Here is a 20,940-nt window from a genome sequence, read left to right as displayed (position 1 = left end):
GCAGGTCCGGCGGCCGACGTGGTCCAGGTCAGGACTCCGGGTGGTGTACGACGGCGACCGGGCAGTGCGAGTGGTGGAGCAGGCCGCGGGCCACCGAGCCCATCCGTAGTTCGGAGAACGCCGTACGGCCGAGGCCGCCGACCACCACCAGGTCGGCGTCCCGGGACTCGCGGGCCAGGACGAGAACCGGATGGTCAGCGACGCCGCGGTGCTGGACGGCGACATCCGGGCACTTCGCGATCCAGCCTTCGAGGGCCTCCGTCAGTAGGTCGTCGGAGGTCTCGATCCACGGCTGCCTGGCCGGGTCGAACCAGTTGTTGGGGTCCGGGTGGGTCTGCCGAACCTCGGTCGCGTGGACGCCGAGGATCTCCGCGCCGGTCGCGGCCGCGAGTTCGAAGGCGAAGCGGAGTCCGTCCTGACTCTCCACCGATCCGTCGATGCCGACCACGATCCGCTGGTGTGGGGGTCCCGCGGGGTCCCAGGTGTCGGGGACGACGATCAGGGGGACCTTCGTGGCCAGCGCCGTGCAGGCCTGGGAGGTGGAGCCGAGTACTAGTTCGGCGAAGCCGCCCATGCCGCGCCGGCCGACGACCAGGGCGAAGGACCGTTCGGAGAGCTCGAGGAGGGTCTGTGCCGGATGGCCGTGGCGGACCTCGAGCGACGCGTCGCGGAATCCCAGCCGCCCGAGCTCTTGCAGGGCGTCGTCGAGGACTTCGCTGCCGTCGTCGGCTTCGGTGGGTGGCGGGCCGCCGCCTACTTCGCCTTCGTCGTCGAGGACGTACACGGCGTGGAGCGGTGCCTGGTGCAGTTCGGCGTACGCCGTTGCCCAGGTCAACGCGATCAGACCGTCGCGGGATCCGTCGATTCCTACCAGTACGGGCAGTTCGTTGGTCATCGCACCTCCTCCGGCACCTCCAGTCAAGTCGGCCCGAGCCGGTGCGGGCAGGACGGAAGGTCCCGAAGCGGAGCACCGAAGGTCCCGGTGCACAGGTGCTGTTCGGCCGCTGTCACGGGCGGTCAAGCGGACGAGAGTCGAGAGTGGAAGGTCTCGTTCAGGGAGGTTCGTGATGAAGGCATTGGTCTACAACGGTCCCGGGCAGCGGAGCTGGCACGAGGTGCCGGACCCGGTGATCCAGGATCCCGAGGACGCGATCGTGCGCGTCGACGCGGCGACGATCTGCGGCACCGATCTGCACATCCTGAAAGGTGATGTGCCGACGGTTCAGCCGGGGCGGATCCTCGGGCATGAGGCGGTCGGCACGATCACGGCTGTCGGCACCGGCGTCCGGGGCGTCGCGATCGGTGACCGCGTGCTGATCTCGTGCATCACAGCCTGTGGGCGGTGCGAGTACTGCCGGCAGGGTCACTACGGCCAGTGCCTCGGGGGCGGCGGCTGGATCCTCGGTCACTTGATCGACGGCACCCAGGCTGAGCAGGTACGTGTGCCGTTCGCCGACCGGTCGGTGTACAAGCTGCCGGACAACGTCAGCAACGAGGAGGCGGTGTTGCTCGCTGACATCCTGCCGACGTCGTACGAGGTCGGCGTACTCAACGGCAAGGTCTCCCCCGGCGACACCGTGGTGATCGTCGGCGCGGGGCCGATCGGGCTGGCAGCGCTGGCGACGAGCAAGCTGTTCACGCCGTCGCGGGTCGTCGTCGTCGACGCCGCGGACTCACGGCGTAAGGCGGCGCTCGAGCGTGGTGCGGATCTGGCGATGGGGCCGGACGAGGACGTCGAGGCGCAGGTCCGCGAGCTGACCGGTGGTCTGGGCGCCGACGTGGCGATCGAGGCGGTCGGCCTACCGGAGACGTTCGAGCTGTGCACGCGCGTCGTACGTCCGGGCGGCACGGTCGCGAACGTCGGTGTGCACGGCGCACCGGCGACGCTGCACCTGGAGGACCTGTGGATCAAGAACGTCACGATCACCACGGGTCTGGTCGACACGTACTCCACGCCGCGCCTGCTGTCGATGCTGGCGGCCGGTCGGTTGCAGCTGCCCGGTCTGATCACCCACCGCTTCGGCCTCGACGAGATGCAGGACGCGTACGACGTGTTCTCGTCGCCGGCCACCACGGGAGCGCTGAAGGTCGCACTGTTCGGCGAGCAAGGGTTCTGAGCACGAGAGAGCCGCGGTCCACGACGCGACGTCGTGGACCGCGGCTCTCTTTCGTGCTCAGTGGACGATGGCGATCGGGCAGTGCGTGTGGTGCAGAGCGCTCTGGCCGACGGATCCAATGAGCAGTCCGGTGAACCCACCTCGGCCGCGGGAACCCACGACGAGCAGGTCGGCGGACTCGGAGCGCTGTACCAACGCCTGTGCCGCGGAGCCCATGGCCAGCTCGGTCGACCACTCGACGTCCGGGTGCTCGGCCGCCGCGCCGGCCACGGACTCGGCGACCAGCAGGCGGGCCTCCTCGCGGACCTTCTCCTCGTCGAACTGCAGCATCGACGCGCCGTCGGCGTACGTGAGGAACGGACTGGTCCACGCGTGCACGGCGACCACCTTGGCGTGCAGCGACTCGGCCTGGTCGAAGGCGAAGTCGATGGCCTTCGCCGAGACCTTGGAACCGTCGACACCGACCACCACGGTCGGCCCTTCGTGCGCACGTGCCCGCAGGTCGTGCGGTACGACGACGACCGGGCAATTCGCATGCGTGGTCACCTGCACGGCGACCGAGCCGACCATCAGCCCGCTCCAGCCGCCGAGTCCGCGGGATCCGATGACCACGAGCCGGGCATCCTGCGCCGCCTCGACCAAGGTCTTCGAAGCGGAGCCGCCGACGAGGCTGGTTTCGACCCGCAGGTCGGGGTACTGCGTGCGGATGTCGTCGGCCACCTGGTCGAGGCCCTTCTGGCGTGCCGTTCGGACCGCGTCCAGCGGAACGATGTGGCCGGGCGACGGACGGGTGAGGATGACGATCTCGAAGGCCTCGACGATCCGGAGCGGGGCCATCGCGCGGTACGCCGTGACGGCGGCCCATTGCAACGCGGACCGGCTACCTCGCGAGCCGTCGTACCCGATCACGATCGGGGCGAGCTGTGTCGACATGATGTGACCTCCTGTGTGTTTCAGAACCACTGGTCGAAGGAACTGCGCCAGTCCAGCCGGGATGTGTGGCTGGCCGGCTGGGCCGGATAACCGACCCGGAGAACCATCTGCGGCCAGGACCGGCCGCCAATCAGCTCCCGCACGCGAGCGCGATCTGCCGGGCGTTCGAGGACTTGATTGAGGAACGAGGCCGTCAAGTCGTACGACGTGGCCACGAGGAGCACTCGCTGGAGCGCGACACCTGCCCCGATCCAGCCCGCGCTGTCCTCGTCCTCGGTGCTGAGTACGGCGATCGCCGGATGGGTCTCGTACTCGACCCGGTCGCGGTGGCTGGTGTCCAAGCCGAGCGACAGGTCGCGCACGAAGGCTGGGCGCGCCGGGAGCGGACCGAGAGTGTCTGCTGGGATTCCGTCGCCCGACGGGTCTCCGCCGATCCAGCGCAGCCGTTCGTGCAGACGGTCTTCGTCGACGAGATCGGCGGCATCGGTCTGGCGTTGTAGTTCGGCGAGCTGCGACATCGCCGTCGAGCCGAGCCAGTGCAACTTGGCGCCCTCGCGGCGCGCGGCGTCGTCGAGGTGGCGTTGCACCGGTCGCGGGATCGGGACGTCGAGCAATGGTCCACGGTAGGTGTGCCGCTCGGACACTTCGGCGTACAGCTTCCCGAGCTCCGGGACGGGCGTGTTGCGGTCGTCGAGGAACAGCCTGGCCACGACCTCGGGAAGGGCGGGATCCGGGTTCACCACGAGGCGCGACTTGTGGCCGAGGACGGCGGCGGCCACGCGGAGGTTGAAGGCCGCTGCGCCGATCGCGATGCAGGCGCCGCGCCCGGCCGGGTCGGCGATGGGGAGAAGACGCTCTTCGTCGGCCAGTATGTCGATGACCGGTCCGTGCACCTCGAACCGCCAGGGCTGCGTGTTGTACATCGACGGCGCGTGAGCCGCGGCCGTGAGCAGGACGTCTACCTCGTCGTCGGTCAGTACGGCGTTCATGATGCAGCCCTCTCTGGCGGCGGACGTTCCGCCCGATTCCAGCGTCTCCGTGTTGCCGAGCGACGGACAGCGGCAGACGTCCCGGGTCAGACGGGCCGTTCGACTCCTGAATCAGAGGTGACAACGGCTCTGCCGGACATCGCGGCGACATCAGACGATCGAAGTGTCAGACGTTCAAGGTGGTGGAGCAGCCTGGACTTCGTTCGCAAGTACCCGTGGCTGCGGTGAACCGAGTCGTTGATGCAGAGGTGAGGTCATGTCCGAGAGTGTGCGTGCGCTGATTGTGTACGAGTCGATGTTCGGTAACACCGAGCGGATTGCGCGGGCGGTCCGGGACGGATTGCGCCCGTACGTTCCGGCCGAAACGGTGCCGGTGAACCAGGCGCCTGATGTGGTGCCGGCCGACGTACGGCTGCTGGTTGTCGGAGGACCGACTCACGCGTTCTCGATGAGCCGGCTGTCGACCCGTCAGGAGGCCTGGAAACAAGGCGGTCTGGTGACGCCGGTCGAGGTCGGCATCCGCGAGTGGATGGCCGCGCTGAAACCACCTGCTGCAGATCGGGTGAAGACGTTGCGAGTGGCAACCTTCGACACCCGGATCGCCAAGGTACGGCGGTTGCCGGGATCGGCGGCGCGGTCGGCGGCGAAACTGCTGCGCCGGATGGGGTATCGGATGCTCACCACATCCGAGAGCTTCTTCGTGAACGACACGACCGGTCCGATCCGGGACGTCGAGATCGAGCGCGCTGAGCGTTGGGGCGCGGAGCTCGGCCGTCTGCTGACCGGGTCCGTGAAGGTCGCGTGAGGGGAGTGGCGTCATGATGCATTCGATGGCGGGAGCGGTGTTCTGGTCCGTGACCGTGCTTGTGCTGTGGGTTCTTGCAGTTGGCGGTGCGGGTTGGGCTGCGGTGCGGATGATCCGGCAGCCGCGGCGGCAACCTCCACCCAGCCTCCCGTCCCCGCTCGACATCCTCGAGCGTCGCTTCGCCGCCGGCGACATCACCCACGAGGAGTTCGACGAAGCCCGAGCCCGCCTACGCGAACACCATCTCGACGTCTGACAAGCCGCACTTTGAGAACCCACCAACCATCTCGCCGCCGCGAAAATGGTTGGTGGGTTCTCAAAGTGCTCAGACCCGTCGGCTACCAGGAGCGGATGCGGCGGCCGGTGGTGCGGTGGGGGTCGATGGTCATGTAGGTGTCGCGGGTGCCGCCGGCCCAGGGCTCTACGCGGTCGTGGACCGATTCGATCTCCGTGTCGAGGGCCGGGCGGACCGTGCCGTTGACCATGACGCTCCAGCCGTTGTGCATGCCCTCGTCCACGACGTCCAGCTCGAACACGATCGGTGCCAGGTCGTACTGCGCGACCGCGCTGTCGGCGGCGGTCCGGAACACGATCAGCTCGCCGAGCGTGCAGTAGTTCACCGGGATCACGACCAGACCGTCGACACCGTCGTACGCGATCCGTCCGACGCTGCCGGCCTCGATCAGCCGCCGGCACTCTTCCTTGCGCATCGGGTCGAGTACGGGGGCCGCGGGTGCTCGCCGGGCTGCTTTGGGCCGGTCGGCGGTGAGATCGGTGACGGTCAGGTCCAGGGCGTGCGCCAGCCGGACGAGCTCGGCCCCGGTGAGTGCGAACGGGCGCGTCTCGATGTGGTCGAGGCGGCCCGACTCCAGCCCGGTGCGATCGGAGACTTCGGCGATCGTCAGACCGAGGGCCTGCCGGCGGTGCCGGATCCGCGTGCCGAGGTCGTTACGGCGGTCGCGCGTCTCTGCGTCCATCGGAGTCTGCCTTCCTGTCGGGCTGTCCGTTCCAGACAATCAGCCGTACGGCGGGCGCGGGCAGGGCCCGAAGTCACCGGCGATCGGGCCGTACGGCAGGTCGTGCGGACGGAATGTGGTTGCCGGAGGCCGCCGAAGGTCCCGTGCAAGGCGGGACCGTGGTCCCTGGCGAGTAGCGTGGAGAGCGCGGGATGCTGGTGCGGCCCCGTACCGGCGGGCCGGGGCGAGAACTGGCTAAGGAGTTTCACGATGGCGATCAAGGTGTTTCTGCTCGACGACCACGAGGTGGTGCGGCTGGGCCTGCACCAGCTGCTCGACGCGGAGCCGGACATCGAGGTAGTCGGTGACGCCGCGACTGCAGCGGAGGCGATTGCCCGGATTCCCGCCGTACGGCCGGATGTCGCGGTTCTCGACGTACGGCTGCCCGACGGCGACGGGATCAGCGTGTGCCGGGAGGTCCGGTCGCAGATGGACGATCCGCCGGCCTGCCTGATGCTGACGTCGTTCTCCGACGACGAGGCGTTGTTCACCGCGATCATGGCAGGCGCCGCCGGGTACCTGCTGAAGCAGATTCACGGTCAGGCGTTGATCGATGCCGTACGTCGCCTCGCGGCCGGGGAATCGTTGCTGGATCCGAGCATGACCGCGAAGGTGCTGGAGCGTCTGCGCCATCCGGTCGCCGCCGAGGACCCTAGGTACGCGTCGTTGACGGAGCAGGAGCGCCGGATCCTCGCCGAGATCGCCGAGGGCAAGACGAACCGTCAGATCGCGCAGTCGTTGTTCCTGGCCGAGAAGACGGTCAAGAACTACGTGTCCTCGCTGCTGCGCAAGCTGAACTTGGAGCGCCGTACCGAGGCCGCCGTGTTCGCTGTCGAGCACGAGCGGAACCAGCGCGGCTAGCTCTCGACGGCTACATGCGGGATGACCGCGACCGGGCAGGGTGCCTGGTGGAGCATGGTTTGGCTGACGGAACCGAGTAGCAGGCCGGCGAAGCCGCCGCGGCCTCGCGAACCTACGACGAGCAGTTGTGCGTCGGCGGACCATTCGAGCAGCAGCTCCGACGGATGCCCGGTCACTTCGACGATCTCGGCCTCATGAGCGTGTGGACGGATCGCCGCGAGCAGATCCTGGTCGTCGTCATCGGCGTCGTCCAGGACCGCGACGATCCGGGCCGAGAGCTCGTGACGGCGGGCGTAGGCCAGCCCGAACTCGACTGCGGCGTCGGCGGGCGACGAGCCGTCGTACCCGATCACAACCCTGCTCCCGACGAGTGCGTCGTCACCGGGCCGTACGACGACCACTGGGCAGTGCGCGTGGGCGGAGAGCTCGATGCTGGCCGAGCTGACCACCAACCCGAGCAGGCGTCCTGTCACGCGACTGCCGAGCACGATCAGGTCGGCGGTCCGCGACTCCGCGTGGAGTACGGCGGACGGGAAGCCGTCCACCTGGCTGCCTGTCACCGGCACGCCGGGCTCGAACTTGCGCGCCAACGCGACGGCCTCCGCCACGATCTGGTCGGCCTGGGCGCGAAGCCCCGGCGCCAGGTCGCTCGGCCCGAGCGGAACCCGGAACTCGGCCCACACGAACGCGTGCACCAGATCGAGCCCGACTCCGCGCGCTGCGGCCTCGGCCGCGCCCCAGCGGATCGCGTTCTCGCAATCGGGTCGACCATCGATGCCTACGACAACTCTTCCAGTCATGCCGGCCCGCTCTGCCAGTGCCAGTTCCGGATCTCGGGCAGGTCTTCGCCGTGCTCGAGGATGTACTCGTGGTGGCGCGCCCGCTGGTCGACCAGCCACTGACGTACGTCGGCGGCACGCTGGCCGAGTCCTGGCACGCGGTCGATCACGTCGAGCGCGAGGTGGAACCGGTCGAGGTCGTTGCGCACCACCATGTCGAACGGCGTCGTGGTGGTGCCTTCCTCCTTGTATCCGCGGACGTGCAGGTTGTCGTGGTTCGTCCGCCGATAGGTCAGCCGGTGGATCAGCCAGGGGTAGCCGTGGTACGCGAAGATGATCGGCTTGTCCGTCGTGAACAGTGCGTCGAAGTCGGCGTCGGGCATGCCGTGGGGATGCTCGCCGGCCGGCTGCAGACGCATCAGGTCGACCACGTTGACGACCCGGATCTTCAACGAGGGCAGGTGCTCTCGCAGCAGGCTGGCCGCCGCGAGAGTCTCCAGCGTCGGTACGTCGCCCGCGCACGCCATCACCACATCCGGTTCACCCTCGTCGTTGCTCGCGAACTCCCACACGCCGGCTCCTCGCGCGCAATGCAGCTGGGCGGCCTCGGGATCGAGCCAGTCGGCCTGCAGTTGCTTCCCCGCGACGATGACGTTGATGTAGTGCTTGCTGCGCAGACAGTGGTCGGCGGTTGCCAACAGGGTGTTCGTGTCCGGCGGAAGGTAGACGCGGATGACTTCGGCCTTCTTGTTCACCACGTGATCGATGAACCCGGGATCCTGGTGCGAGAACCCGTTGTGGTCCTGCTGCCAGACGTGCGAGGTGAGCAGGTAGTTCAGGGACGAGATCGGCCGGCGCCAGGGGAGTGCGCGGGTGACCTTCAGCCACTTCGCGTGCTGGTTGACCATCGAGTCGACGATGTGTACGAACGCCTCGTAGCAGGAGAACCACCCATGCCGCCCGGTCAGCAGGTAGCCCTCCAACCAGCCCTGACAGGTGTGCTCGCTGAGGATCTCCATCACCCGCCCGTCAACCGCCAGATGCTCGTCGGTCGGGAGAACCTCGGCGTTCCAGGCCTTGCCGGTCACGTCGTACAGTGCGCCCAGCCGGTTGGAAGCGGTCTCGTCCGGCCCGAAGACCCGGAAGTTGCGGTACGGCAGGCTGGCGCGCATGACGTCGCGCAGGTAGTAGCCGAGGACGCGGGTCGGCTCGTGTTCGGACGCGCCAGGACTTTCGACGGGTACGGCGTACTCCGCAACCGTGGGGAGATCGAGGTCACGCCGGAGCAGCCCGCCGTTGCTGTGCGGACTCGAACCCATTCGCTGCTCGGACGTGGGCACCTGCCGCAGCAGGCGCTCCACCGGCCGACCCTCGGCGTCGAACAGCTCCTCCGGCCGATAGCTGCGTAGCCAGTCCTCGAGCATCCGCAGATGCTCCGGGGACGTGCGGACGCCGGCTAGCGGTACCTGGTGCGACCGCCACGTTCCTTCCACCGGTAGGCCGTCGACCTCGCGCGGACCCGTCCAGCCCTTGGGAGTGCGCAGCACGATCACCGGCCATGGCCTGCGCGGCACGTCCTGCTGCGAACGTGCCTCGGTCTGGATCGCCATGATGTCGTCGAGCGCCTGGTCGAGGGTGAGCGCGAGCGCCTGGTGGACGTGCTCGGGCTCCTCGCCGTCGACCAGATACGGCCGGTACCCGTACCCCTCGAGCAGGCGGGTCAGCTCGTCGTCACCGATCCGCGCGAGGACCGCCGGGTTGGCGATCTTGTACCCGTTGAGATGCAGGATCGGCAGCACCGCGCCGTCCGTCCTCGGGTCGAGGAACTTGTTCGAGTGCCACGAGGCGGCCAGTGGACCGGTCTCGGCCTCGCCGTCGCCGATCACGCAGGCGACGACCAGGTCGGGGTTGTCCAGTACGGCGCCGTACGCATGGCTGAGCGAATAGCCCAGCTCGCCGCCCTCGTGGATCGAACCCGGCAGCTCGGGCGCCACGTGGCTCGGGATGCCGCCCGGGAAGGAGAACTGACGGAACAGCCGGGCCATGCCGGCCGCGTCGCGCGAGACATCCGGGTAGGTGTCGCTGTAGCTGCCCTCGAGCCAGGTGTTCGCGGCAATCGCAGGTCCGCCGTGACCGGGGCCGATGACGTACATCATGGACAGGTCGCGGCGACGGATCACCCGGTTGAGGTGGGCGTAGAGCATGTTCAGACCAGGCGTCGTACCCCAGTGACCGAGGAGCCGCGGCTTGATGTGCTCGGCCTGCAGCGGATCGGTCAGGAGCGGGTTCCCGAGTAGGTAGATCTGGCCGACGGACAGGTAGTTCGCCGCACGCCAATACGCGTCGAGATCTGCGACTTCCTCGTCGGACAGGGGCTTTCCGGTGAGTTCGTGCACGAGTTGTCCTCCGAGAGGTCGAGTACGGCTGCGACCGCGTCAGGTCGATCCATGGTCCTCAGCCTCGCGGTTGCCGCCGGTCACGTCCTAGGGGCAAAGGTCCCGACGGCCCGGGACCCAACGGCACTGGCTCCGCGGACCTGCGCTGCGGTGAGCTGGTGGGGTGTCGGAAGGGGAGCTGTCATGACGGCGATCGAGCAGCCGGACGCCCGGCCTCGAGCAGGCTGGGACGTGCTGGCGGCAGACGGGTCCGTGGTACGGATCCGGCCGGTGCGTGAGGACGACGAGCCGGCTCTGGAGGCCATGAACCAGCGAGTGTCCGACGAGTCGATCTACCTCCGCTTCTTCGGCATCAGCCGGCACATGGCCGACGAGTACACGCACCACCTGGCCGCTGACCACGGCGATCACGTGGCGCTGGTCGCGGAGTACGGCGACGACGTGGTCGGGATCGCGAGCTACGAGACGCTCCGGGCGGGTGAGGCCGAGATGGCCTTCCTGCTCCAGGACTCGGTCCACGGCCGGGGGATCGGGACGTTGCTGCTCGAGCAGCTGGCCGCCACCGCCCGCGAGAACGGCATCGAGCGACTGCGGGCCGACACGCTGGGCGAGAACGGCAAGATGCTGCGGGTGCTGGCCGACTCGGGCTTCGAGCAGGTCCGCAAGCTCGACAGCGGGGTTGTCGAGCTGGTGCTCGACACCGCGTACCACCCACTGACACTCGAGAAGATGGCTGATCGGGAGCGAGCGGCCGAGAACCGCTCGTTGCGACGACTGTTCTCGCCCCGGACGGTCGCGGTGATCGGCGCCGGCCGCCGGCCCGGCGGCATCGGCCATGAGCTGTTGCACAACATCGTCAGGGGTCGCTTCACCGGCTCGGTGTACGCCGTGAATCCGCACGTCGGCGAGGTCGCGGAGGTGCCGGCGTACCCGTCGATCTCGGCGGTGCCGTCCACGGTCGATCTCGCGGTCATCGCCGTTCCGGCCGAGCAGGTGCTGGACGTGCTCGCGGAGTGCGGCAAGTGCGGGGTCGGCGGCGCGGTCGTGCTGACGTCAGGGTTCTCCGAGCTCGGGACGAGCGGCCGCGAACTGCAGCGAGAGCTTCTGGAGATCGCCCGTCGGCACAGCATCCGGCTGATCGGGCCGAACTGTCTCGGCCTGGTGAACACGGCACCGGAGGTGCGCCTGAACGCGACTTTCGCGGAGGTCTCGCCGATGCCTGGTGCGCTTGCCATCGCGGCGCAGTCCGGTGCGGTCGGTATCGCGGTGCTGGAGCATGCCGGCCGGACCGGTCTGGGGATCTCGGAGTTCGTCTCCCTCGGCAACAAGGTCGATGTCAGCGGCAACGACGTACTGCTGCACTGGTGGGGCGATCCGCGGACCGCAGTGATCGGGCTGTACCTGGAGTCGTTCGGGAACCCGCGGAAGTTCGGCGGTCTGGCCCGGATGATCGGCCGGACGAAGCCGATCCTGGTCGTCAAGGGCGGGCGCTCGATCGGTGGTCGCCGGGCCGGTGCGTCGCACACCGCGGCCGCCGCGACTCCGGAGACTGCCGTCGACGCGCTGCTCGCGCAGTCCGGCGTACTGCGGATGGACACCGTGGAGGAACTGGTGGAAACGGCCCGGGTACTCGCGGTGCCGCCGTTGCCGCGTGGTCGTCGGGTCGCGGTCGTGGGCAACGCAGGTGGCGCGGGCATCCTCGCGGCCGATGCCGCTGCGCGTCTCGGTCTGGAACTGCCGGAGCTGAGCGCGGACGTCCAGGAGCAGCTCGCTGCGGTCGGGGCGGTGGGTACGGCGAACCCCGTCGACCTCGGTGCGGCAGCATCGCCCTCCAGCTTGCAGGAAGCCCTGCGGGTGCTGCTGGCGAGCAGTGAGGTCGACAGCATGGTGGTGAACTACGCCGTGACGCGCGCCGGCAACGTCGACGAGATCTACGACGCGATCGCCGCCGCCGGTGACGCTGCAGGGCTTCCGATCGTCGTGAACTGCGTCGGGTCGAGGCACGCTGCTCCGGAGATCGCGTTGCCGGACGGGCGGCGGCTGCCGGTGTTCCCGTTCCCGGAGAGTGCGGTCCGTGCGCTGGCCCAGGCGGTTCGGTACGCCGAATGGCGCGCGCGGCCGCAGGGCGTCGTACCGGTGCTGGCTCAGGTGGACGCGGCAGGCGCTCGTGGGGTGGTCCAACGGTTCTTTCGGGAGTCGCCCGAGGGTCGATGGCTGGATCCGCGGCAAGCGAGTCAACTGCTGCGGTGTGCGGGTGTGTCTGTGATTCCGGTCGTGACCGCGGCATCTCAGGCCGAGGCGATCGCGGCGGCTGGGTATCCGGTCGCGGTGAAGACGGCGGCGCCCGGCGTACTGCACAAGACCGATATCGGCGGTGTACGGGTTGGGTTGGCGAATGCGGTTCAGCTCGGCAAGGCGTACGAGGAGATCACATCGGCTGCTGGGGATCCACGAGTGCTGGTTCAGGCGATGGCGCCGAAGGGGACCGAGTTGGCGATCGGTGTGGTGCGGGATCGGCTGTTCGGGCCGTTGGTGATGGCCGGCAGCGGTGGCGTGCTGACCGACGTACTGGCTGATCGTCAGTGGCGCGGGTTGCCGCTCACCGATCTGGATGCGCTCGACATGCTGCACTCGCTGCGTTGCGCCCCGGTGCTTGCGGGATACCGCGGTGCGCAAGCCGCTGACCAAGACGCAGTCTTGAGTGTCATCCACCGGATCGCGTGGCTGGCGAACGTGGTGCCCGAGCTCGCCGAACTGGACATCAACCCGTTGATGGCCGCCCCGTCCGGCGCATTCGCGGTCGACGTGCGGATACGCCTGACCCCGACGCCCCCCGAGCCCGACTGGTACGGCCGACACCTGCGGGGCGACGATTCCTGATCAGCACGGCTACACCGCGTTGCGGCGCTCCTGGCGGATTGCGCCGGCGAGGGCGTCGAGGATCAGGTTGAGGCCCCACTCGAATTCGTCGCCGAAGTTGTATCCGGGCTGGAGGTAGTAGCCGGTCGCCATCTCCACGAGGTGCGGGTACTCGCCGGTGGAGAATCTGTCCATGATCGGCTCGGCGATGTCGCCGACGGTGTCCGAGCCCTCGAAGGGCAGACCGACCTCCTGGAGCGCGAACCCGTACGTGTAGCTGTCGAGCAGGGCGTAGGCGTGGGCGGTCAGCGGGGGAGAGAAGCCGGCGGCACGCAGGGTGGCGATGACGGCGTCGTGGTGGCGCAGTGTCGCCGGGCCCGGACTGGTGCGTGACTCCATCAGCCCGATCGCCCACGGATGGGCCCGCAACACGCGACGGGCCGAGTCGGCTCGCCGGCGGATCTCCGCACGCCAGTCCCCTCCGGGCGTGGGCAGCTCGATCTCGCTGAACACGAGGTCGACGATGCCGTCGAGGATCTCGTCCTTGTTGGCGACGTAGTAGTAGACCGACATCGGCTTCACGCCCAGGCTGTTGGACAGCGAGCGGATCGTCAGGGCGTCGATACCGCCCCCGTCGGCCACCGCGACGGCGCCCCACAGGACGCGTTCCCGGCTGAGTCGGGGACGTTCCGAGCGGCTGCCTGCCGAGCGTTCGGACATCTCGCTCCTCTTCGTCGCTGCTCACCGGCCATAGTGCTTTCGTACTTTGTACTGTACCGTCCCGTACTAAGTACGAAACCCGATTGATCCGGGGGGATCCAATGAATCACCTCACCACCGAAGGCCATCCGGCCTCCCTGTCACCGGCTACCCACCAGGCGAGGCCTCGTCGATCCAGCGCGCCGGTCTCGTCGCCGGGCAGTGTCGCCACGGTCACCTTCCTCGGCGAGTTCCTCCTGGCGCTCTGGCTTGTTGTCCGCAGTCGCAGGGTCTCACTGGAAGCCGCTCGTCATGGTCACTGAGAAGGTGACCACCCAGATGTGGGCGGTGGTTCAGGACACGTACGGCGATGCCGGCGTACTGCGCCATGAGCGCATCGGCCGTCCGGAGGTCACCGGCAACGAGGTTCTGGTCCGTGTGCAGGCAGCGGGTCTGGACCGCGGCACCTGGCACCTGATGACCGGCAAGCCCTATCTGATGCGGATCGCGGGTCTCGGCTTCCGTGGTCCGAAGGTCCGGGTACTGGGGCGTGACCTCGCTGGAACGGTCGAGGCCGTCGGGTCCGCAGTGACGAGGTTCGCCGTCGGGGACGAGGTGTACGGCGCCGGCCGCGGCTCCTTCGCGGAGTACGCCGTCGCCGTCGAGGACCAACTGGCGCGCAAGCCGGTGAACCTCTCGTTCGAGCAGGCCGCCGCGGTCCCGGTCTCGGCTGCGACCGCACTGCAGGCCTTGACCGACCAGGGCCGGATCGAGGCGGGGCAGCAGGTGCTGGTGATCGGCGCGTCCGGGGGAGTCGGCAGCTACGCCGTACAGCTGGCCAAGGCTTTCGGAGCGGAAGTGACCGGCGTGGCCGGTACGGCGAAGCTGGATCTGCTGCGCTCTCTCGGCGCCGACCGGGTCCTTGACTACACCCGCGACGACTACGCCGACGGCACGCACCACTACGACCTGGTCCTCGACATCGCCGGGAATGCCGGACTGTCGCGGCTGCGCCGAGCGCTGACCCCCAAGGGGACGGTCGTGCTCGTCGGCGGCGAGGACGGCGGCGACCTCACCGGTGGGATGAACCGGTCGGTGCGGGCGCTGATGCTGTCGATGGTCGTGAGCCAGCGGCTGGCCTGGTTCGTCGCCAAGGTGCGGGCCGGCGACCTCGAGCGGTTGACCGCGCTCATCGAGGCCGGCGACGTGACGCCGAGCATCGACCGGACGTACCCGCTGGACCAGGCCGCTGACGCCATCCGCCACCTCGCGTCCGGGCACGTCCGGGGCAAGGCCGTCATCACCATCTGAGCACTACCAGGCGCCGTCGGGGTACAACCGCCGCTCAGGCGTCTCGACTGCGGAACGCGAGTAGGCCGAGGCTCGTGGCTACCGCCGTCCAGGGGAGGGCGACGAACCAGTCGGGACTGTCCAGCAGGTACTTCGCGAAGGGGACTCGGGGTTGGAGCAGCGGACCGACGATGAAGTAGTAGGCGAGTAGTCCGACCAGCGCCGGCAGCGTCCGCCGGGTCAAGCTCCCGACTGCGTGCGCGATCACCGTTGTGAAGGCGAAGTAGCCAGCCGCCTTCGCCTCCGACTCCCCGGACACGATGGTGCCGAGGGCAACGGTCACCGCGGCGGCCGGGAGGGTGATGACGACGAGCGCCCCGACCTTGGCGACGTACGTCGTGACCCGCCGGGGCGCCGCGACGAGAGTGGTCCGGATCTGACCACCCTGGTACTCCGAAGTCGCCGCGATCAGACCGAGGATCAGGAAGCCGGCCAGCAGCGGGCCGTACAACGCCGTACTGACGTCAGGTGCCGCAGCCGACAGGAGAACCGTGACCGCCCACGTCCCGATGACGGTGAACCGGATCGCGGGCAGCGTAGCGAGTTTCAGCAGCTCGGCGCGGAGCAGGTTCATGCGTCGCGCCTGACGAACGCGGCCGCGCCGATTCCGGCAATCACCGCGACCCACAGCCCCATCACCAAACCGCCGGCGACCGGGGTGAGGTCGACGGGACCGTCGGAGTCGCGCAGGAACAGATGCGTTCCTGCCAGGTCCGGGAAGTAGTACGCAAGGCGCGTCACCTTGGTCAGCAGGAAGCTCACGGAGACGACGGAGATGTTCACGATCAGGACGGACAGCGGGATGATCCCGCTGCGAGTGACCAGGGTGATGCCGGCGGCGAGCAGGGCGCTGAAGATCCAGTACGCCGCGATCCCGAGCACTCGGGGCAGGTCCGACGTACCGATCGACACGTCGGCCGACGTCAGGTCCGTGGCGGTCAAGGTGATCGCCGAGCTGATCAGCGCGAGGAGGCCGACCGTCCCGGCGACCGCGGCCGTCTTCGCGAGCAGGAACCTCGACCGGGACGGGACGGCGGTCAGGCTCGTGGTGATCTGCCGGCTGCCGCCGGACTCCTCGCCTTCCGCGAGGTATTCGCTGCTGATCGCCACCACTCCGATCACGATCGCGGCGACGACCCCGATCGCGAGCTCCCGGAACCCGGTGTCCGCACTCGGTACGGAACGGCTGTTCGACGCATTGAGCACGGTGACCCCGGCGGGCAGCACCAGGCCGATCGCGACCGCGATCCAGACGCCGGGGAGCGAGGTGAGCTTGGTCAGCTCCGCGCGGAGAGCTTTCATCGGGCGCCTCCGGTCAGCGCGAAGTACGCGTTCTCGATCGAGCCGTGATCACCGACCACCTCGGACAAGGAGCCTTGAGCAACGATCCGGCCGCGGTCGATGACCACCACGTCGTCGACCGTCGCGGCGACCTCGCCGAGGAAGTGGCTGGACAGCAGCACGGTCCGTCCGGACGCGGCCCGGTCGCGCAGGAACGTCCTGATCCAGCGGATCCCCTCGGGATCCAGGCCGTTCACCGGCTCGTCCAGCACGAGTACGTCGGGATCGCCGAGCAGGGCCGCGGCGAGTCCGAGCCGCCGGCCCATCCCGAGCGAGTAGCTGCGGACCCGGCGGCGGGAATCGTCGGCCAGCCCGACGAGTTCGAGCACCTCGTCGACCCGGGCCCGCGGGACACCGCCGGCCGCGGCGACCCACCGGAGATGCGCGCGACCGGTCCGGGATCGATGCGCGCCGGACCCTTCGAGCACCGCGCCGACCTTCCGAACGGGATCCGCCAGCCGTGCGAACGGCACACCGTCGATCAACGCCGTACCCGAAGTCGCCGTATCCAGCCCGAGCAGGATCCGCAGCGTCGACGTCTTCCCGGCCCCGTTCGGCCCGAGGAACGCCGTCACCCGGCCCGGTCGCGCCTCGAAGCTCAACCCGGACAATATCTCCCGCGACCCGCGCCGCTTGGTGACCTCATGAATCGAAAGCATGCCCCCAGCCAACGCGATCCAGCCGGCCGGCACATCGGACCCAGGTCCGTCGGACCTGAGTACTACGCCCTGCCCGCGCCCGGTGGGCGGGTTCTGAAAGGGTGGGGGCATGAGCGATCGCCCTGTGCTCGAGTCGGCCGCCGGTTCGCGCGGTGAGAACCTTCGAGTGTGCTACTCCGCAGCCCTGCACAATCTCCTCGACATCAACACGATCGCCGGCGCGGCCGCCGGTACGGCGTACCTGCGGGCCGGGGGAGGGTACTCCGATCCGTGGACGCGGGACGCCGCCATCAACTCGTGGCATGCGGCGAGTCTGCTGTCGCCCGAAGTCGCCAAGCACACGTTGCAGAAGGTCTGCACCGACGGCCTGATCTCTCAGGACAACCAATGGTGGGACCAGATCATCTGGATCATCGGTGCCAGGCACCATCACCTGGTGACCGGCGATGCGGGCTTCGCGGCCGAGGCTTTCCGGGTCGGCGCGGCCTCCCTGGACATCCTCAGGCGTGATCGCTTCGACACCAGGACCGGCCTCTACCGCGGCCCAGCCCTGATGCAGGACGGCATCGCCGGCTACCCGGAACCGCCGTACCAGCCGGACAATCCGTCGTCCTTCGTGCTGGACCATCCGGACAGCCGGGACATCCGCTGCCTGTCGACGAATGCCGTGTACGTCGGAGCTCTTGACTGTCTGGAACAACTCGCAGCCGAGGCCGGCGCGGAGCCGGAGCCGTACGCCGATCAACGGGCCGAACTCGTTGCCGCCATCAACGAGCATCTCTGGTCGGACGGGGTCGGCAGCTACGGCTACTTCCTCGGACCCGACGGGCTCGATCTCCATCAGGAGACCGCCGGGCTCGCGCTGGTGATCGAGTTCGGCATCGCCGGAGCGGAGCGAGTCGCCGGGATCGTCGAGGGCATCCATCGCGAGCCCTACGGCGTCGTGAACGTGTGGCCGCACTTCGCGCGTTTCGGGTCAGAGCGCCCCGGCCGCCACAATGCCATCTGCTGGCCGATGGTCATGGGGCTGTGGGGGTACTCGGCAGCAGCAGCTCAGCACGCGGCAGAGTTCGGCCGCACGCTCGACGACCTCGTCCAGCTCTTCCGCTCGAGCGGCGACGAGCTGTTCGAGGTCTACAACGCGACCACGGGTGAGGTGGACGGTGGCTGGCAGGTGGGCCGTCAGTGGGAGTCGCTCCCGCACCAGACCTGGTCTGCCACGGCGCTGCTCCGACTCGTCCACGAAGGCCTCTTCGGGCTCAGCTTCGGTGCCGACGGCATCACGATCCGGCCGACCGTGCCGACGCCGTACGCCGGTGAATGGTCGCTGCGATCGCTTCGGTACCGAGCAGCGACGCTCGACGTGACGCTACGAGGCGAAGGCACCCGCGTCCGGTCTGTCCACCTCGACGGTCAAGCGACGGCAGCGCCGTTCGTCCCGGCCACCCTCGTCGGCCACCACGACGTCGAGGTCGTGGTCGGCTGATCGCGACGACCGATCAGGCAGGAAGGATGCCGGTCAGCGGTTGGCTGCCTTGCGGCGGACGAATCCGATGGCGCTGGTGCCCAGGAACAGCACGATCGCGATGAACGCCAGCCACAGCAGACCTTTGATGGCGAACCCGACGATCGCCAGGACGAGCCAAAGGACGAGGAGAACGATCAGGAGTACGAGCATGACCCACCTCCGTTCGGTACATGGCCAGAATCCACCGTCGACTGCACGCTGTCCACTGAGCCCCGCGCCCGCCTGGTGCGCGCTCGGCCTGATCGCCTTCGGAACCCTGGCCGGCTAGGGCCCCGCTCGAAGATAGATTTGGGCGATGAGGATGACAGTTGTTGGTTGTTCTGGTTCGGCGCCGGGGCCGGATTCTGCCGCGTCGAGTTATCTGGTCGAGAAGGACGGGTATCGGTTGCTGCTTGATCTGGGGGCGGGGGCCGCCGGGCCTCTCCAGCGGTACTCTTCCGCGGACGAGATCGATGCCGTGATCTTGTCGCACGCGCACTCCGATCACTGGTCGGACGTGACGCAGCTCAGCTACTACCGGGCCAAGGCGATCCGCGACGGAAGCGACTGTGGACCGCTGCGAGTGTTCGGCCCTTCGAACATGAACTCGGTCCTGACGACCAACCCGGACGACTTCGCCACGACGGTGATGCGAGCGGGAGACCTCGAACTCGGTCCGATGCGGGTCCGCCTCGCCCAGGTCCAGCACGGTGATCTCGAGTGTTGGGCGACCAGGGTTGACGACGCCCTGTGCTACACGGCGGACACCGAACCGTGCGCGGCGATCGAGGCGTTGGCCGACGGCTGCGGAGTACTGCTCGCCGAGGCGTCGGGTTTCGACGCCGACAGTCCGATGCGTGGGCATCTCACCGCCGGAGACGCGGCCCGGCTGGCCGCGAAGGCTGGAGCGAAGCTGCTGGTCCTCACCCACCTGCGCGCTTGGCAGGACCACCTGCGCCTTCTCGACGAGGCAGCTCAGCTAGCAGGATGCCCTGTGATCCTTGCCCATCCCGGCCTCCGGGTCGCCCTGTAGACCTTGCTCCGCCCCGACTCGGGCGGAGGTGTCGCGCGACAGGCTCTCAGCAACCGTCGTGCGCCTAGGTCATATCTGGACGGTGCCTGGGTAGCCGGGGGCCTGGCGGCGTTGGGTCCAGCCGGCGCCCCAGTGGACGATGTCGAGGATGCCGGCGAAGATGATCCAGCCCCAGTCGAATCCGTGCAGGCCGCCGCCGGTGTGCAGGACGACGTACATGAGCGTCGCGAACGGCAGGAAGATGATGCCGAGCAGCGGCCAGAACCAGCCGTCGAAGGCCTCGTCCACGAATTTGGGGCGCGCGATCCACAGGATCAGCAGCGCGAAGCGCGGGAAGACACCGGCCATCAATGCGAACAAGCAGCCCATGTCGTTCCTCTCGCGCAGTCATGGTCGACGGTTGACATGGATCGTCGCGTGCGGACGGACGGTGAGCATCATCCGTGCGGGGTGAATTGACGGCGCCGATCGGAGCACCTAGTCCGCCCGGGGTGAGGCAGCACGCCGGAGCCGGAGGCATCGTGAGGAACCTCGGACTCGTGCGGCCGCGGCCGCCTGATCAAGAGGAGAGACCCGTGGGATCTGACATCAAGGCTCCAGTCGACCTGTACATCGCCGCGTACCCGGACGCGGAGGCGGCGCGAGGTGATTGGGACGCGATCAAGCAGGCTGCGTCGGACGATCTGATCAAGGTCGACGGGCTGGTCCTCGTCAGCCGCGGTCCCGACGGCAAGATCGCCGTCGACGACGACTTCCACACGGCCCGGAAGGGCGCTGTCTGGGGCGCGGTCGGTGGCGCGGTCATCGGCCTCATCTTCCCACCGAGCCTGCTGGCCGGTGCGGCGGTCGGTGCGGGCGCGGGACTTGGTATCGGTGGCCTCAAGTCCCACCGGGAGAAGAAGGCGATCAAGGCCGACGTCGAAGACACCCTGCCGGCGAACAGTTCGGGGATCGTGGCGCTGTTCGAGGAAACCTGGGTCACGGACGTCGACAAGGCGCTGTCGCATGCGCAGAAGGTGACCAAGCACGAGGTCGACGCGGACAGTGCGACGGAGGTCAAGAACGCGGCCAAGTAGTCCCGAGGAGAAGCCATGCCGCGAATCGGCGTACGCCGATCGGTCCTCGCCGCACTGGTGACCGTTGCCCTGCTCGTTGGGCCGACGGCTTGCAGTGACAGCTCGACAGAGGGTTCGACCAACCCGTCACCGACTGCAGCGCCGGCAGCAACAGGTACGCAGGCACCAGGTGAGCCCGCGGCCGACTGCGCTGCCTCCTCTGGCTTGGAGTCCTCGCTTCAAGCGCTCATGAGCGTGGAGCCCTTGCAGGACGGTCTCACCGCGTTGAAGACCGCCATGGCCAACGTCAAGAGCAGTCTGGGCGCTGCGGCAGCGTCGGCATCCGCTGCCCTGCAGCCGGCCGTCGCGAGTGTGAAGACGGCATTCTCAGAGTTGGAAACCGCGGCGACCGGGTTGAGCGCGGACACCCTGAGGCAGAAGGCGCCAGCGATCAATACAGCGCTCCAGCACGTCGGTACGGCGGCGTCGTCGTTCGCCACCACGTTGACACAGAGCTGTCCAGGAAGCTGACCCATCACGA

Annotated in this window: 22 protein-coding genes; 10 read left to right on the top strand and 12 right to left on the bottom strand. The window is 68.5% G+C overall.

Translation table 11 applies throughout. The annotated features are described in order from the left end of the window. Positions 1 to 28: 28 nt before the first annotated feature. Entirely contained in the window at positions 29 to 895 is an 867-nt protein-coding gene (locus tag E0H45_RS18030) for a universal stress protein (protein ID WP_131338708.1), read from the bottom strand. A 172-nt stretch (positions 896 to 1,067) separates the two neighbouring features. Here E0H45_RS18030 and E0H45_RS18025 point away from each other — a divergent pair, with 172 nt between their 5' ends. Beyond that, positions 1,068 to 2,117, top strand: a complete 1,050-nt coding sequence (locus E0H45_RS18025) for a zinc-dependent alcohol dehydrogenase family protein (RefSeq protein ID WP_131338706.1) — start codon at positions 1,068 to 1,070, stop codon at positions 2,115 to 2,117. A gap of 57 nt (positions 2,118 to 2,174) precedes the next feature. On the opposite strand, the gene E0H45_RS18020 is transcribed toward E0H45_RS18025, so the two are convergent. Both E0H45_RS18020 and E0H45_RS18015 read right to left on the bottom strand, forming a co-directional pair. After that, positions 2,175 to 3,050 carry a universal stress protein gene (locus tag E0H45_RS18020; RefSeq protein WP_131338704.1) on the bottom strand — a complete coding sequence of 292 codons (876 nt, stop codon included), beginning with the start codon at positions 3,048 to 3,050 and terminating at the stop codon, positions 2,175 to 2,177. 20 nt (positions 3,051 to 3,070) lie between these two features. Further along, the gene (locus tag E0H45_RS18015; RefSeq protein WP_131338702.1) at positions 3,071 to 4,039 is read right to left on the bottom strand and encodes an Acg family FMN-binding oxidoreductase; all 969 of its coding nucleotides are present in this window, start codon (positions 4,037 to 4,039) and stop codon (positions 3,071 to 3,073) included. Between the two features lie 256 nt (positions 4,040 to 4,295). Here E0H45_RS18015 and E0H45_RS18010 point away from each other — a divergent pair, with 256 nt between their 5' ends. Together E0H45_RS18010 and E0H45_RS18005 are read left to right on the top strand one after the other, a co-directional pair. Continuing rightward, positions 4,296 to 4,844, top strand: coding sequence for a flavodoxin family protein (locus E0H45_RS18010; protein ID WP_202872379.1), 549 nt, complete (start codon positions 4,296 to 4,298; stop codon positions 4,842 to 4,844). A 13-nt stretch (positions 4,845 to 4,857) separates the two neighbouring features. Then, positions 4,858 to 5,100, top strand: a complete 243-nt coding sequence (locus E0H45_RS18005) for an SHOCT domain-containing protein (RefSeq protein WP_131338700.1) — start codon at positions 4,858 to 4,860, stop codon at positions 5,098 to 5,100. Positions 5,101 to 5,182: 82 nt separating this feature from the next. Here the strand turns inward: E0H45_RS18005 and E0H45_RS18000 are convergent, their stop codons facing one another. Continuing rightward, the gene (locus E0H45_RS18000) at positions 5,183 to 5,821 is read right to left on the bottom strand and encodes a helix-turn-helix domain-containing protein (protein ID WP_131338698.1); all 639 of its coding nucleotides are present in this window, start codon (positions 5,819 to 5,821) and stop codon (positions 5,183 to 5,185) included. 249 nt (positions 5,822 to 6,070) lie between these two features. On the opposite strand from E0H45_RS18000, the gene E0H45_RS17995 reads away from it, so the two are divergent. Next, positions 6,071 to 6,721 carry a response regulator gene (locus E0H45_RS17995; RefSeq protein ID WP_131338697.1) on the top strand — a complete coding sequence of 217 codons (651 nt, stop codon included), beginning with the start codon at positions 6,071 to 6,073 and terminating at the stop codon, positions 6,719 to 6,721. Here the strand turns inward: E0H45_RS17995 and E0H45_RS17990 are convergent. Continuing rightward, on the bottom strand, positions 6,718 to 7,521 hold the full coding sequence (locus E0H45_RS17990; protein ID WP_131338695.1) for a universal stress protein: 804 nt from the start codon (positions 7,519 to 7,521) through the stop codon (positions 6,718 to 6,720). The genes E0H45_RS17995 and E0H45_RS17990 overlap by 4 nt on opposite strands. Continuing rightward, the gene (locus tag E0H45_RS17985; protein WP_131338693.1) at positions 7,518 to 9,896 is read right to left on the bottom strand and encodes a phosphoketolase family protein; all 2,379 of its coding nucleotides are present in this window, start codon (positions 9,894 to 9,896) and stop codon (positions 7,518 to 7,520) included. Before E0H45_RS17985 ends, E0H45_RS17990 begins: the two co-directional genes overlap by 4 nt. 183 nt (positions 9,897 to 10,079) lie before the next feature. Between E0H45_RS17985 and E0H45_RS17980 the strand changes: the two genes are divergently transcribed. After that, entirely contained in the window at positions 10,080 to 12,776 is a 2,697-nt protein-coding gene (locus E0H45_RS17980; RefSeq protein ID WP_131338691.1) for a bifunctional acetate--CoA ligase family protein/GNAT family N-acetyltransferase, read from the top strand. A gap of 9 nt (positions 12,777 to 12,785) precedes the next feature. Here the strand turns inward: E0H45_RS17980 and E0H45_RS17975 are convergent, their stop codons facing one another. Further along, positions 12,786 to 13,475 (bottom strand): TetR/AcrR family transcriptional regulator C-terminal domain-containing protein, encoded by a 690-nt coding sequence (locus tag E0H45_RS17975; RefSeq protein WP_131338690.1) that lies wholly within the window; start codon positions 13,473 to 13,475, stop codon positions 12,786 to 12,788. Positions 13,476 to 13,766: 291 nt separating this feature from the next. On the opposite strand from E0H45_RS17975, the gene E0H45_RS17970 reads away from it, so the two are divergent. Continuing rightward, entirely contained in the window at positions 13,767 to 14,765 is a 999-nt protein-coding gene (locus tag E0H45_RS17970) for an NAD(P)-dependent alcohol dehydrogenase (protein ID WP_238155072.1), read from the top strand. A 34-nt stretch (positions 14,766 to 14,799) separates the two neighbouring features. Here the strand turns inward: E0H45_RS17970 and E0H45_RS17965 are convergent, their stop codons facing one another. The 3 genes from E0H45_RS17965 to E0H45_RS17955 are packed head-to-tail and all read right to left on the bottom strand — an operon-like array spanning position 14,800 to position 16,804. Further along, positions 14,800 to 15,378, bottom strand: coding sequence for a hypothetical protein (locus E0H45_RS17965; RefSeq protein ID WP_131338688.1), 579 nt, complete (start codon positions 15,376 to 15,378; stop codon positions 14,800 to 14,802). After that, positions 15,375 to 16,106, bottom strand: a complete 732-nt coding sequence (locus E0H45_RS17960) for an ABC transporter permease (protein ID WP_131338686.1) — start codon at positions 16,104 to 16,106, stop codon at positions 15,375 to 15,377. The genes E0H45_RS17965 and E0H45_RS17960 overlap by 4 nt, the downstream gene beginning before the upstream one ends. Further along, entirely contained in the window at positions 16,103 to 16,804 is a 702-nt protein-coding gene (locus E0H45_RS17955) for an ABC transporter ATP-binding protein (protein ID WP_131338684.1), read from the bottom strand. The genes E0H45_RS17960 and E0H45_RS17955 overlap by 4 nt, the downstream gene beginning before the upstream one ends. 109 nt (positions 16,805 to 16,913) lie before the next feature. Here E0H45_RS17955 and E0H45_RS17950 point away from each other — a divergent pair, with 109 nt between their 5' ends. Beyond that, positions 16,914 to 18,290: an MGH1-like glycoside hydrolase domain-containing protein gene (locus tag E0H45_RS17950; protein ID WP_131338682.1), complete on the top strand. Its 1,377-nt coding sequence runs from the start codon at positions 16,914 to 16,916 to the stop codon at positions 18,288 to 18,290. Between the two features lie 33 nt (positions 18,291 to 18,323). Here the strand turns inward: E0H45_RS17950 and E0H45_RS42490 are convergent, their stop codons facing one another. Further along, complete coding sequence (locus E0H45_RS42490) at positions 18,324 to 18,482, bottom strand: hypothetical protein (protein ID WP_165546501.1); 159 nt, start codon at positions 18,480 to 18,482, stop codon at positions 18,324 to 18,326. 145 nt (positions 18,483 to 18,627) lie between these two features. Between E0H45_RS42490 and E0H45_RS17945 the strand changes: the two genes are divergently transcribed. Then, entirely contained in the window at positions 18,628 to 19,344 is a 717-nt protein-coding gene (locus E0H45_RS17945) for an MBL fold metallo-hydrolase (protein ID WP_238155071.1), read from the top strand. 69 nt (positions 19,345 to 19,413) lie between these two features. On the opposite strand, the gene E0H45_RS17940 is transcribed toward E0H45_RS17945, so the two are convergent. After that, positions 19,414 to 19,713 (bottom strand): hypothetical protein, encoded by a 300-nt coding sequence (locus E0H45_RS17940; protein ID WP_131338680.1) that lies wholly within the window; start codon positions 19,711 to 19,713, stop codon positions 19,414 to 19,416. A gap of 206 nt (positions 19,714 to 19,919) precedes the next feature. Here E0H45_RS17940 and E0H45_RS17935 point away from each other — a divergent pair, with 206 nt between their 5' ends. After that, positions 19,920 to 20,420, top strand: coding sequence for a DUF1269 domain-containing protein (locus E0H45_RS17935; RefSeq protein ID WP_165546500.1), 501 nt, complete (start codon positions 19,920 to 19,922; stop codon positions 20,418 to 20,420). Positions 20,421 to 20,648: 228 nt separating this feature from the next. Continuing rightward, entirely contained in the window at positions 20,649 to 20,930 is a 282-nt protein-coding gene (locus tag E0H45_RS17930) for a hypothetical protein (protein ID WP_131338676.1), read from the top strand. Positions 20,931 to 20,940 lie beyond the last annotated feature (10 nt).

The sequence above is a fragment of the Kribbella soli genome, from assembly GCF_004331345.1.
Classification (GTDB): Bacteria; Actinomycetota; Actinomycetes; order Propionibacteriales; family Kribbellaceae; genus Kribbella; species Kribbella soli.
This window is presented reverse-complemented; position numbering and strand designations above follow the sequence as displayed.